Origin of the sequence: Reichenbachiella sp., assembly GCF_039944555.1 — a bacterium.
Taxonomy (GTDB): domain Bacteria; phylum Bacteroidota; class Bacteroidia; order Cytophagales; family Cyclobacteriaceae; genus Reichenbachiella.
Genome location: NZ_JBDUYN010000006.1, coordinates 336,762 through 349,622 on the forward strand (window position 1 = coordinate 336,762; position 12,861 = coordinate 349,622).

The following is a 12,861-nucleotide window of genomic DNA, read 5'->3' on the forward strand; positions in this document are numbered from 1 at the left end:
TTGAAACACCAAAGTAAAATCAAACCACCATTTTTGGTAATGACGATTGCCATTTATGGTGATATTCCGTAAGTTATATTCCAAAAGGCCTGGTAATTCCTTTGATCTGGCATCAACTAATTCGTAAGACATAAAACAAAACGGATTAGATATCAACTTGGGTAAATTAGTCTGAATAATTATGAAAGGTTCTTGATTGAAGAATGAGTTTCTAACCAAAAAGCAGTAGGATGCAACTTACACCCAGGTAGAGGTTAATGGTTTGAAGAAATATTAAATTAAAACCGTCAGTAAAAAAAACAAGTCGATGAGAGTAGTATTATTAATACTTATTTTAGGATTCAGGAACCCTTCTTTTGCGCAACTCAGGGAGGGTTTTGACCCGGATGAAGCTAAAGCTCTTATCGCTATATGTAACAGCTACACTTTTCTAGACTTATATGGCACAGATACTTTAATAGTACCAAAAGACTATCGGAAAACATTTACATCTGAGGTGATTGGCTTAGACAATATGTTTCAAGTGTACGAAAGTGATAAATTAGGAGTCATCAATTTCAGAGGCTCAACGAACAAAACTTCCAGTTGGGTGGAAAACATGTACTCAGCAATGATACCTGGTGAAGGAGTAGTCAAAATTAATAACAAGGATTGCAACTACAAGTTTGCATCGGACACTGCCGCCGCAGTACATTCCGGCTACGCCTTAGCTGTTATTCTACTCAGTCCAATACTGATTGAACAAATCAATAACCTAAACACTAAAGGCATTTACAACATCATGATCACTGGACATAGTCAGGGTGGAGCTTTAGCACATCTGAGCCGTTCCTATTTAGAAAACTTATCTGAAGATGAGATTTCACCCAAGAATAAATTTAAAACCTACGCCTTTGCTAACCCAATGTGTGGTAATGAAGAGTTTGCTAAAGAATATGAGGTGAAATATTGTAAAATCAATATGAGTTACAGTATAATTAACCCAAGTGATTTAGTGCCTAAAATGCCGATGCATTACCAGGAAGATGGAAAACTATTTGGCACTTTACTTTTCAAAAACTGGGCGTATGGCATAGAAGGTTTTGACGCTCTGAACATAAAAGAACTTGTTCTTCGGACATTTGAACCCGTTTTAACAAGTTACATAAAGTCAAGTAATCAGTTGATCGAAAGGCTGATAGCTACTTCCTATATACAAATTGATATGCCAGGGTATGTTGAAGATATAAATTATTTTCAAACTGGTGCGATCCGAAAATTAGAGCCCTTTTCTAATCCTAAGGTCCCAATAGACACGCTAAAAATGTCGAAGAAAAAGATCGCAAAACTGAAACAGGACGAGGACGGAAATTACTATAATGAAAAAGCTTCTTTTTCTCAGCACAAGCCTTACTATTATTACGTAGCAATTCTTAAGGAGTACTTTTCCATGGATTATAAGGAACTTGACTTACGCTATTTACCGGAAAACTAAGAATGTCTCCCTATCATCAATTGAAAAAAAACTATCTAATGTCCTATCTCCTTCCTTAACTCCATCAGCACAATATTTTCTACATGATATGTTTGCTCTAAGATGTCAGTACTACCAAAGAGCCTAACAATCTACATTTTCTAAATCGCTATCCCAGCAGTGATAATTCTCGTCCTCGAAGAACCTTGGATTCTTAATTCTGCCTTCATTCGTTTCTCTATTCCATTCGATCTCAACCAGATTGTCATTGGTTTTATCAAAAATATCATAGAATGCATTGTAAGGAGTCTCCTCGTTAATGCCAAAATGGATATAACTGCCAATACCAACATTATCGGGATCTATGCTCGTATATCGAACCTCAGCCACAGTATTGTCGGTATTTCTGGACCAGTCAATTTGCAAGAATGGCTTGTCTTGTTCAGGGCCAAAATTAAGTGTCCAGGAACCTTCTGTACGTGTCGCATTCGCGTGTCCGGCATACCACTTATAGTCTGTAAACTCACCCTCCTTGGATAAAAGCATACTCCAATCTACACCATCACTAACTAGTGTACCTCGAAGCTTGGCCTGATGAGCGATTCCTGCAACATCAAAATCGAAGGTCCACTGCCAGGTATTATCTCCAATAAATTCAGGACTTTGAGCAATAGAAGCCTTAAATGCTGCTACAGGAACTATTGTAGCTACCCCAATGAGCGTATTCCAAACCGCGATGCCGATTCTGGCCTGTGCCCAACGAGCACCAGCTTTTGGATCCAGTATTTGACGCCCTCCAGGATCTTCAGGAAACGATTCAAAGTCCATTTCAAACGTGGTGATTGGAGGAATCTCCGGTGCGGGTTCGCTCGGCGTATCAACGCCATCATCGCTACAGGAAGTGCAAATAAGACTGAATGCAATCAGATATGCCAACAGTCGATTCGTTGTAATTAGTCGATTGTTCATCATTTTCTTAGAAGTTAACCTTACTACACAATTTAATAAGAAAACGTCATGGACGTTCTTAAATTGTAGAGATTATGACTTGGGAAAAGTGGATTCATTGAGGCATAAAAAAAGCCAGATCAACGTTATGAACTGGCCAAAGAATAATGAAGCAAATTTGTTAGTTAGGTTGTTAACTCCTTTACTAAAAGAATACTTAAAAAGGTTAGGTCGGTTATTTCCCTCACCAATAAATTAGTTATTTATCGATAGTTCAAATGTAGGCTGAGTTGAAGAAACTTGAAATAGGTACAGGTACCGCATTTGAACTAGGTACAACTACCTAGTTGGTCATATTAAACTTGAATTCATTAAATTTCTCAATCAGAGATAACCACACACAATGATCAACAAGCGTACCTCAATCATTTTCATTCTGCTTACTCTAGCTGTCTTGGGTTTACTTGCTTCTCAACTCTCCAAACTGCAATTTGATTACGAGCTAGAAAATTTTTTTCCTAAAAACGACCCGGATCTCTCCTACTACCAAAAATTCTCAAAGACATTCGGATATGACAACGATTACCTGTTGCTTGGTTTTCAATCCAAAAACGGTGTTTTCAATAAGGAATTCTTAAAAAGTATAGACAGCGGGCTAACTGAAATTGCATCTTCGGAATCTACGGTCCAAGTTTTATCTCCAACCTCCATCAAGTCAATAATAAAAACACCTTTAGGTTTACTACCTGTTCGGCTGCTACACCTCAATGATTCTCTCAAACTCCAAAGGGATAGTTCAAAATTGTATCAACATCCCCTCTATCGGGGAATGTTTATCTCCAAATCTGGCAAGGGACTGAAAGCTATTGTTGTCCACAATCGATTCCTTAGCAAGGAGGCCGCTGATGAATATGTCGAGATGATTATGCAAGTATTTGAAAATCAATCGCCTCGTGTACGAGTGGCAGGAAAGGCAATTGCACAATCCGCCTTTGTTAATGCAGTCAAGGATGATTTTACCAAATTCATTCTTATGGCCATGGTATTGATTTTCTTCCTTCTACTCATTTTTATGAGAGATCTCTTTATGATTACTACATCTCTACTCATTTCGGGCTTGTCTGTTGTAGCAACAATCGGGTTTATAGCACTTATGGGCAAGGAAATTGATATTCTGTCCTCTTTGATCCCAACTATTCTTCTCGTAGTCTCTATGTCAGACATTATTCATCTCTTTTCTCATATTCAAAAACAATATACTGTAACTAACAACCTCCATGAATCTGTTAACCATGCGGTCAGGCAGGTCGGACTGGCTACACTATTAACCTCATTCACAACGGCTGTTGGTTTTTTGACACTTGTTACAATCAATGTAAAACCAATCATAGACCTTGGCATTTACGCAGCCGCTGGAATTGCTTTTGCGTTCATTATTACCTATTTATTATTTCCAGCCATCACTTTCATCGTTAAACCTAGCTTTCGCCAACCCAGTACGCATGATATGATGGAGGTTATGCTCAGAAAAGTTTTTTTGACAGTTGTAAGAAAAACTAAGACCATAACCATGGTGACCCTCTTATTGTTGGTAATTGGTGTTATTGGGCTTCTACGTCTCCAAATAGATGCATATCTCGTAAACGACCTACCAAAAAACAATCTTGTTAAATCTGATTTCATTTATTTTGATAGTGAATTTTCCGGCTCCAAGCCATTTACACTGAGTTTATGGACAAAAGACAGCTCGAGACAGGTTTACAGTAGGGAGGTCATTGAGCAAATAGATAAGATTGAACGACTTGTCAAAGAACAAACCAAAGCGGGAGATTTGTACTCCCCTGCCGCAATGGTCAGATTCGCCAACCAAAGTTTGCATAAGGGTTCACCAGACTATTACAAGCTTCCAGAAACCGAAAAGGAATGGAATAGGGCATTTCGTTGGATTCGTACCACTCACCCTGAAAGACGATCAACAAGAGTGAGTCACAAATTGCAAGCTCAGATTTCGGGGTATTTTCAGGACTTGGGTTCCAGGGATGCCACAATCAAACACAACAACCTTCTGAAGGCTATGACTGGCATTGTCGATCAAGAATTGCTCGGCTACAGACTCACAGGAACAACCTTACTCGTAGACAAAAGTCACGCGCTTCTTTCTACAAACCTGATCAAAGGACTTCTTATTGCCATGTTCATTGTTGCTCTGATAGCTGGTTGGTTGTTCAAATCCTTTCGTATAGTAGTCATCACTTTGATCCCCAACATATTCCCAATTTTAATCGTTTCGGCTATCATGGGTTATTTCGCGATTCCACTCAATTTGAGCACTTCTGTCATATTTGCCATTTCCTTTGGTATCGTGGTAGATGATACCATACATTTTCTCAGCCGGTTCAAACATGAATATGACCGAGAAAAAAATAAAGTCTATGCGATTAAACGGGCCATCTTGGAAACTGGAAGGCCTATTCTAATAACTACCATTGTTTTAACTTCAGGTTTTCTTGTATTCTGCTTTTCCAATTTTAGCGCTTCTTTTTACATGGGGCTTTTTGTGAGTATTTCATTTATTGCTGCACTTTTCGCTGATTTGTATTTACTTCCTTTGCTTTTGCTTTGGTGGCTCCCAAATGACTCTACTAGGATATGAAAATTCGACTATTCTTGCTTATTAGTTTATTTTCATGCGGTGCACAGCAGCAAAACTCTACGCCCAAAATCAATGGTCTTTGTTTGGTTGCTCCGCCCTATGAAATAAAAAGTGAATATTATGACCCAATTGTTGCAGTAAAGGCGAATTGGGTGGCTATAATTCCCTATGCTTTTTGCAGTCCATCTCAGCCGATAGTGAAATTTGATCACCCCAATCAGTGGATTGGGGAAACTACAGACGGAATAAGACAAGCGATTACTTTGGCTCAGCAATCAGGCCTGAAAATAATGCTAAAGCCTCATTTATGGGTCATTGGGCAAGGTTGGGCGGGTGATCTTAATTATGAATCACAGGCAGATTTAGAATTATGGATGGCCAGTTATACCAAATATATTTTGCACTATAGTCAATTAGCCGAAGAGCTAAATATTGAAATGCTTTCAGTAGGAACAGAAGTGCGTCAAATAGCCAAGTCTCACCCATCATTCTGGAGAAATTTAATTTCCCAAGTAAGATCAATCTACCATGGCCCAGTCACCTATTCAGCCAATTGGGACAATTACCAAAATATAAAGTTTTGGGAAGAGCTGAATTATATAGGTGTCGACGCCTACTTTCCTGCCAGTGAATCTAAGACTCCGGAAATAGCCGAACTTGTTTCGGAGAACCTTAAGATAAGGGAACAACTTCAAAAATTTTCCGAAGCCTATCTTAAAAAAGTGCTATTCACGGAATTCGGATTTCAAAGCGTAGATTTTTGCACTTCCGGCCATTGGAAAACTGATGGCATTAATCACAAGGTAAATTTACAGGGACAGGCCAATGCCTATCGGGCACTCTTCGAAACTTATTGGAATGAGGATTGGTTCGCCGGCGGATTCGCATGGAAATGGCATTACAAACACTCCAAGACAGGTGGACAAAACGATTTGAAATTTAGTCCACAAAATAAGTTGGCCGAAAAAATACTCAAAAACCAGTATTCTAAAAACGAAAAAAATTAGTTATACTCTCACTTTTCACAGTTAATTCCATTAGCATAAATATCCTTATTACCCCTTGCATTTTATAAAAAAAATGCAATCTTACAGTAAGTTATTTATCACACCGGAGGATTCTCAATGATGCCGGTTAATCTTTAAACCTAAAATTACAATTATGAAAACTAAATTACTCGCACTCGCTTTAGTAAGTCTATTCGCCGTCAATGGAGCCATGGCACAAGAGCAAGGAGACATGAGAGCTGGCATTGGTGTTGTCATTGGAACAAAAGCCGGTGTTGACGCTGATGGTTCCAAGGCTGGGTTTGGACTATCGCCTTCTTTTGAATATGTATTCGCTGATGCAATCAGTGGTGCTGTTTCTTATGACTGGTATTTCAAATCAACTGTAGGAGGAACTGATATCAACATCGCCTCATTCAACATTGATGGTAGATATTATTTCGTGACAGGTGATACTCAGGTATATGGTCTGGCAGGAATTGGTATAATTAGGAACGAAATTGGCCCACTATCTGATTCAGAAACAGGCCTAAATATTGGAGCAGGTGCCACTTTTGGCCTAAGTGATTCTATGGGAATCAATGGTCAGATAAAATATCAGACACCAGGTGACGGCCAATTGGTTATTGGTGCTGGAGTTGTATTCATGTTCTAGGTCGAATCAAACTCAATTATAATATTGAACCACGCCAATGGCGTGGTTTTTTTTGTACTTTGCAGCAAGTAAACGGTCTTTTTACAAGTAATTCATCATAATTTAAACTATGAAAACGATATTAGTCTCATTAACCTTAATTGTTCTTTTTGCCACTAATGGTGCTCAAGCACAAAACCAGGGAGATATTAGGGTCAATGCCGGATTGATCAATTTATTTTCTCCTTATGGCGGAGATTATAGGATTGGGTTCGGCGTTGGCGGCGAATATTTAATCACCGATGTAATCTCTGTTGCAGCTTCGCATTATCTAACAAACAAAGACAGCAATAAGCTCAACGTATTTAGCGTCGATGGTAGATACTATCTAATGACAGGCACCACACAAGTGTATGGTATTGCCGGCATTAGCTTTATTGGTGGTCGTCGTGGTCTTTCTGAAACAGGACTAGCTGTTGGTGCTGGTGCTATTTTTGTGATGTCAGATCATATAGGCATCAATACTGAACTAAAGTATCAATTTAATAAGCTTTTTGAAGATACACTTGGCCTTCAAGCCAACATTGGCGTTATTTATGAATTTTAGAAATTGCTTATCACTTAGCTAAACCTTACCAATTGACATTATCTTACCAGCCCATTTCTACTACTCCATCCCTCTTGATGGCCTGAGTAGTACCCTTAGGAATTCAAGGACCAGGCTTAGAAGAATCACACCTCCGCAACCAATCAGGTTATACCACAAATAACCAATATCGGTCCGCAAAAAAAGTAAGACTACACAGACCTGTGAGATAATCGCTCCCCAGAAAACGGCTGTTCCCCTTATATACTTAAAAAAGAAGGCTACAAGAAATATACCGAGAATGTTACCGTAGAACAAGGACCCAAGGATATTCACCATTTCTATAAGATTTTCAGACTGATGCGCCATAAAAGCAAAGCAAATTGCCAAAACTCCCCAACCAGCGGTCATCAATTTTGACACCCTTACATACTTCGATTCTGTTGCGTTTTTATCAATAAGGTTTTTATAAAAGTCAATGACAGTTGTGGAAGCTAGCGCATTTAGCTCTCCAGATGTCGAGGACATGGCCGCGGAGAATATCACTGCTATAAGCAGTCCTATGATACCTTGTGGTAGATAGTTGAGGATGAAGGTTAGAAACACATAATCGGAATCTTTGATCTTTATCGAGGGGTCGGTTGAAGCAATCAAATGCTTCATCTCGGTTCTTGAGTCATTGACCTGTTCGGCCGTAAGCTGTAGTTTCTGTTTGGCCTGGTCTTGATCTGCGGCGGATCCCGATTTCAGACTTTCTTTGTATTTGACCGCCGATTCTTTACGTTTTTCGACCCAAAAATCATGGTCTTGTGTAATGATATCAAGATCCTCATTGCCTATTTTTTTCTCCACAACTGCAAGACTTTGCTGATTGAAATGAACTGGCGGTTGGTAGAAAATGTAAAAAACGTAAAGCAGTGCACCTGTAAGCAGAATAAAGAATTGCATAGGAACTTTCATAAGGGCGTTGAACATCAGTCCCATCCTACTTTCTGTTGTATTTTTCCCACCCAGATAGCGTTGCACCTGTGATTGATCTGTACCAAAATAAGACAGCGCTAAAAAAAGGCCGCCCAGAATTCCAGACCATACGGTATATCTTTTTTCAAAATCTAAAGAAAAATCTACCGCATTCAATTTATCCAAACTTCCCGCTATATGAAGAGCTTCAGACAGGGTAACGAACTCTGATAGATAATGAACAATGAAGCCGAAAGCTATTGCCATACCGATTAATATAACCGTCATTTGATGCTTTTGGGTTAGACTTACTGCTTTAGTTCCTCCACTAACTGTGTAAATAATTACCAGAACACCAACTAATAATATGGTCCAGGATAAGCTCCAATCCAAAATGGTAGACAAAATAATAGCTGGTGCATAAATGGTAATACCTGCCGCAAGCCCTCTTTGAATAAGAAATAAAAATGCTCCTAAAAGTCTTGTTTTCTTATCGAATCTCTTCTCAAGATATTCATAGGCAGTATAGACCTTTAGTTTGTAATAAATCGGTATAAAGACCACCGCCACAATAATTAAAGCAATCGGTAGTCCGAAATAGTTTTGAACAAAAGCCATTCCGCTCTCATAACCTTGTCCTGGGGTGGAAATAAAGGTAATGGCACTTGCCTGTGTTGCCATCACAGACAAGCCAATTGTGCCCCATTTCATGCTGCTACCTCCTCGCAAATAACCATCTATGTTATCTGTTCCCAAAGTTTTATATACGCCATAGCCTACGATCAAGCCCAGTGTACCAAATAATACCAATAAGTCTATAGTGCTCATCGAAAAGAGATGCTAAACCAGTACAACAAGAGGATGACTACTGCCAAATTACCAAATACAAACCAGTACATAGTTTTCCAGGTTTTGAAAAAGGGGGGCTTGTCTATAGAGTCCAAATTGAATTTAAATTAGAGGTGAGTATTTATTCTTTTCCAATAGATATCATATTGGTAAAAATTCGATATGCTCCAGGAACTCCAGCAGGTAACTCTCGGAACCAGGAATAACCCGAATAAATGTAATAACCTTCTCCATACTTAGTTACAAGAAGGCCACCATCTCTGGCATCTTCACCTGGATCGTTAGAAGAAAGAATAGCATCATAGTTTTCGTCCCACTCATTGGGAAAATATAGTCCACGCTCTTGTACCCATCCATCAAAATCCGCTGAAGTAATCTTATTTGGTAAATTGAGTATTGGATGATCTGGTTTTAGTATCCTAATTTCTGCTTCTTCTACAGCCACTCTATCTCTTGAAAGCTTGAATGGATAAGGACCGAGGTCCTTGGTTACCAATTGATGTGCGGTATTGTATTGTACGATCATGGTACCCCCATTCTTTACATAAGTCATAAGCTCTTCCTGATAAAATTTCAGTCTCTCATTGGTATTGTATCCCCTGATTCCTACAATCACTGCATCATAAGTCTTCATTTTCTCGGCTGTGATATTACCGTTCGTCAGCTCCGTCACTTTGTATCCAATTTGTTCGAGACTAGCTGGAATTTCGTCACCAGAACCAGCAATATATCCTACATTTGTTCCTCTCTTTTCCAGTTCTACTTTTACAACTTTTGCGCGAGAAACAGGAAATAAGGCCTGGACAGGAATATGGTCATGCTCAATTCTAACCAGGCTATTGTTGTACATTTTTCCATTTATTTGTGCCACAGCTCCAATCTCTCCGCTATGTGCGGTGCTTGGAGGAAACAACTCAAAACTATAGGTTGCTTCTGCACCTTTATCCTGCAAATCAAAGGTATAACTAGCTGGTTCTACTTTCCAGCCAGAAGGAATCTGAAGAGATACATTACCTGTCAGATTTGATTTTCCGGCTAAAACCTGAATGTCAATTTTTTTTGAACCTCCATTGCCAAATACATAAACCTTTTCTGAAATGTTAAGAAAGACAGGAGGCGTGATTTCAAGGGGTCGATAGGACTCACCTTCCACCGGGTCATTCTTTTTATAAATCACAGGAAGTTCGTATTCCAGAAATACTCCCTCGATTTCTACAGTAGCCACCCAAGATATGGCCGAAGCATTTTCGGGGGTACCAATCAAATTCTGATCAGCGACATTATACATACCCAATGTCCCTTCTTCTTTTAGCCAATAAGGATCAGAATAAGCCACTTTATTGTCCAGCACATAATTCATATCCATATTGAAGGGGCGATTGTTTAATAGCTGTTGGCGTATAGTGAAACTCTGATATTCTCCCAACTTGATTGATGCCAATCTCATATCAACATCAGATCTATTGATTGATTCTACACTAAGTAGAACTGAATCACCTGGTGAATATGAAAATTGATCAGCCTTTACCTCCATATACAAACCGGTACATGCCTTGATTAGGTCCTTAATTTCCTGCTGCTTAATATTTTTCCAGTATTGATCTCTAACTTTGCCCAATTCTTTATAGGCCATAATTAAATCACTGACGATAATAGATGGATTGGTGGGGTCATAGTTCATGATTGCATTGTCTACATGATAACCAACCTTCTCACCACCTTTCACCCGTTTCCAACTTGTATCAATGCCGGCAAACATATCCTTACTTTCTTCTCCAGCGGTATGTTCGAAGTATTCTATCTGAGTACCTCGACTACCAGTAGAGCCAAAACCTTGGCTTTTATGCATGCTTCGGCTTAGTGAGGCAATTTCAGAATAAGATTTTCCAAGTAGCGGATTATAGGCACCCAGGTCCAACGTCATCAATGAAGCCGTATCCATCTCTTGCCCCGATCTCTGGTAAAAGAAGGGATGCGTATTAAACAGCAGTCGTTTGGGCTGCCAGGTTCCATGCTGACTCACAGATTCAGGGTATTTTTTCTTATCTCCTGATAGTTCAAAGGCCTCTTTAGCTAGAATTGCAGATGCCGTATGATGGCCATGTCCTCCCAAACCAGTTCCAGGAAACCTTGTAATGATTACGTCAGGTCTGTGCTTTCTATATACCCGTACAAAATCGGATAACACCTGATCTTTGTTCCAAATATTAAAAGTCTCTTCAGGATTTTTAGAATATCCAAAGTCATTGGCACGACTAAAATATTGACGACCTCCATCAGTCCGTCGTGCTGCCAAAAGCTCCTGTGTTCTAATCAACCCTAACAATTCGCGAATTTCAGAGCCTATTAGGTTTTGGCCTCCATCTCCTCTGGTGGCTGAAAGATACGCGGTATTAAACTTCTTTTCATTGGCCATATAGGCGATTACCCTGGTATTCTCGTCGTCAGGGTGGGCAGCAACATACAGCACGGATCCTAACACATTGAGCTTCTGTAGCATCAGTTGAATTTCCGCAGCGTTTGGCTTTTTAGGTTTTTGTGCTTGTAATGATGAAAAGAAAGAAACGGCTAGTATTAACGTAAGCAGTCGGAGTGGTCGCATAAGTAAATCAATTTTCTGACAATAATAGTTGGCTATGAACTAAGAAAAAAACAATAAGTGCTAAACGGTTAATTTGATTTCAAGTTATTTATCCTATGAAACACAAGAGGCCCACCCAATGGGCGGACCTCTATCCTACTTTAACCTAAACTTAAATATTGTTACCCTCTTCTTCTGGATCTTTTCTTGCGTCTCTGCTTAGGGTCTATTTCTACCTCTTCAGATACTCCGTCTTGAGTAATGGTGACAAGATTGTCACAAGTGCCATCTCCATAGTCAATCACTTTTTCGCTCTCTCCTTCGATATTGATAGATAATATCCCGGAAACCGGTGCAAAAAATCCCTCTTCTCTACAAGTACTCAACGAAAGTATTGGGGTAGCTTCATCAACTACATTATCATAGGTCAACCCATCTCTGTTGATTCCATTGGCAGAACCGTAGCGAGCCACCTGAGTTTTTTCACCGTCTTCATCAAATGATGCTATTCTGGTACGAGTAGATTCTCTGGTTGCTATCTGACCATCAGGAAAAGTCATTTTACCCCCGGTGAGGGTTGCATTGTATTCTTTTTCAGTATCGGTCCCAGACACGTAGGTCATTATTCTTATGCCTTCTATTTGAATTGTGTCTACCGAGAAATCTTCTAAAGTGATGGTTCTTTTAAATCCCGGCACGTCTCTTTCTCCTTCATGTACGATGATAATTTTACCAGTCCTAACTCTGCCATCACGTCCTATGCATCCTTCATCTCCAAAGTCGATGGTTTTAGTGCTGGTAGCTTCATCCTCAGTAATCTCAGCACAGTCACCAAACCGCTTTCCTCCTCCGAAAAGTATTCTTCCCCCTGAGTTGCCAAATGAACTAGTTGCATAATCAGCTACCTCATCAATATCTTCCATTAATTCTGTGGAAGTGGACTCCAAACTAGCATCTTCTATCGCGATGTCGATAGCGTCTGTATCAGAAAGATTCTCTACATCTTCCGAGCATGAATAGAAAGTAAAAGCAGCAGCAGTGATCAGTAATCCAAATATATTTTTCATGATTTAAACATTTAATGGTTGTCTTTTTCAAATTTGTTTGGCTCTTTGACTGCTGGCATAGCAAATGGTTTAATCTGATCTTAGATTTTTTTAAAAAAAAATTCTAATCAGTCTAAAAAGCTT

The 12,861-nt window shown here is 39.4% G+C and carries 9 protein-coding genes; 5 read left to right on the forward strand and 4 right to left on the reverse strand.

The features are described from left to right. Positions 1 to 307 precede the first annotated feature (307 nt). On the forward strand, positions 308 to 1,474 hold the full coding sequence (locus tag ABJD64_RS06155; RefSeq protein WP_348179745.1) for a hypothetical protein: 1,167 nt from the start codon (positions 308 to 310) through the stop codon (positions 1,472 to 1,474). 123 nt (positions 1,475 to 1,597) lie between these two features. Here ABJD64_RS06155 and ABJD64_RS06160 read toward each other — a convergent pair whose 3' ends face one another. Then, the gene (locus tag ABJD64_RS06160; protein WP_348179746.1) at positions 1,598 to 2,425 is read right to left on the reverse strand and encodes a hypothetical protein; all 828 of its coding nucleotides are present in this window, start codon (positions 2,423 to 2,425) and stop codon (positions 1,598 to 1,600) included. A gap of 379 nt (positions 2,426 to 2,804) precedes the next feature. On the opposite strand from ABJD64_RS06160, the gene ABJD64_RS06165 reads away from it, so the two are divergent. From ABJD64_RS06165 to ABJD64_RS06180, 4 genes are all read left to right on the forward strand, one after another. After that, positions 2,805 to 5,054 carry an MMPL family transporter gene (locus ABJD64_RS06165; protein WP_348179747.1) on the forward strand — a complete coding sequence of 750 codons (2,250 nt, stop codon included), beginning with the start codon at positions 2,805 to 2,807 and terminating at the stop codon, positions 5,052 to 5,054. Then, positions 5,051 to 6,061, forward strand: coding sequence for a hypothetical protein (locus tag ABJD64_RS06170; RefSeq protein ID WP_348179748.1), 1,011 nt, complete (start codon positions 5,051 to 5,053; stop codon positions 6,059 to 6,061). The genes ABJD64_RS06165 and ABJD64_RS06170 overlap by 4 nt, the downstream gene beginning before the upstream one ends. 154 nt (positions 6,062 to 6,215) lie before the next feature. Further along, complete coding sequence (locus tag ABJD64_RS06175; RefSeq protein WP_348179749.1) at positions 6,216 to 6,716, forward strand: outer membrane beta-barrel protein; 501 nt, start codon at positions 6,216 to 6,218, stop codon at positions 6,714 to 6,716. Positions 6,717 to 6,825: 109 nt separating this feature from the next. After that, complete coding sequence (locus ABJD64_RS06180) at positions 6,826 to 7,302, forward strand: outer membrane beta-barrel protein (RefSeq protein ID WP_348179750.1); 477 nt, start codon at positions 6,826 to 6,828, stop codon at positions 7,300 to 7,302. A gap of 60 nt (positions 7,303 to 7,362) precedes the next feature. On the opposite strand, the gene ABJD64_RS06185 is transcribed toward ABJD64_RS06180, so the two are convergent. The 3 genes from ABJD64_RS06185 to ABJD64_RS06195 all read right to left on the reverse strand — a co-directional run bounded on the left by ABJD64_RS06185 (position 7,363) and on the right by ABJD64_RS06195 (position 12,738). Next, the gene (locus ABJD64_RS06185) at positions 7,363 to 9,069 is read right to left on the reverse strand and encodes a sodium:solute symporter (RefSeq protein ID WP_348179751.1); all 1,707 of its coding nucleotides are present in this window, start codon (positions 9,067 to 9,069) and stop codon (positions 7,363 to 7,365) included. Positions 9,070 to 9,211: 142 nt separating this feature from the next. Beyond that, positions 9,212 to 11,692, reverse strand: a complete 2,481-nt coding sequence (locus ABJD64_RS06190) for a PIG-L family deacetylase (RefSeq protein WP_348179752.1) — start codon at positions 11,690 to 11,692, stop codon at positions 9,212 to 9,214. A 161-nt stretch (positions 11,693 to 11,853) separates the two neighbouring features. After that, a complete protein-coding gene (locus ABJD64_RS06195; protein WP_348179753.1) occupies positions 11,854 to 12,738 on the reverse strand; it encodes a hypothetical protein in 885 nt (294 codons plus the stop codon). Positions 12,739 to 12,861: the final 123 nt, after the last annotated feature.

Bases quoted from the DNA above. Each gene is read 5' to 3' on its own strand.
- ABJD64_RS06155 (WP_348179745.1), top strand. From the start codon at position 308: ATGAGAGTAGTATTATTAATACTTATTTTAGGATTCAGGAACCCTTCT.
- ABJD64_RS06160 (WP_348179746.1), bottom strand. From the start codon at position 2,425: ATGATGAACAATCGACTAATTACAACGAATCGACTGTTGGCATATCTG.
- ABJD64_RS06165 (WP_348179747.1), top strand. From the start codon at position 2,805: ATGATCAACAAGCGTACCTCAATCATTTTCATTCTGCTTACTCTAGCT.
- ABJD64_RS06170 (WP_348179748.1), top strand. From the start codon at position 5,051: ATGAAAATTCGACTATTCTTGCTTATTAGTTTATTTTCATGCGGTGCA.
- ABJD64_RS06175 (WP_348179749.1), top strand. From the start codon at position 6,216: ATGAAAACTAAATTACTCGCACTCGCTTTAGTAAGTCTATTCGCCGTC.
- ABJD64_RS06180 (WP_348179750.1), top strand. From the start codon at position 6,826: ATGAAAACGATATTAGTCTCATTAACCTTAATTGTTCTTTTTGCCACT.
- ABJD64_RS06185 (WP_348179751.1), bottom strand. From the start codon at position 9,069: ATGAGCACTATAGACTTATTGGTATTATTTGGTACACTGGGCTTGATC.
- ABJD64_RS06190 (WP_348179752.1), bottom strand. From the start codon at position 11,692: ATGCGACCACTCCGACTGCTTACGTTAATACTAGCCGTTTCTTTCTTT.
- ABJD64_RS06195 (WP_348179753.1), bottom strand. From the start codon at position 12,738: ATGAAAAATATATTTGGATTACTGATCACTGCTGCTGCTTTTACTTTC.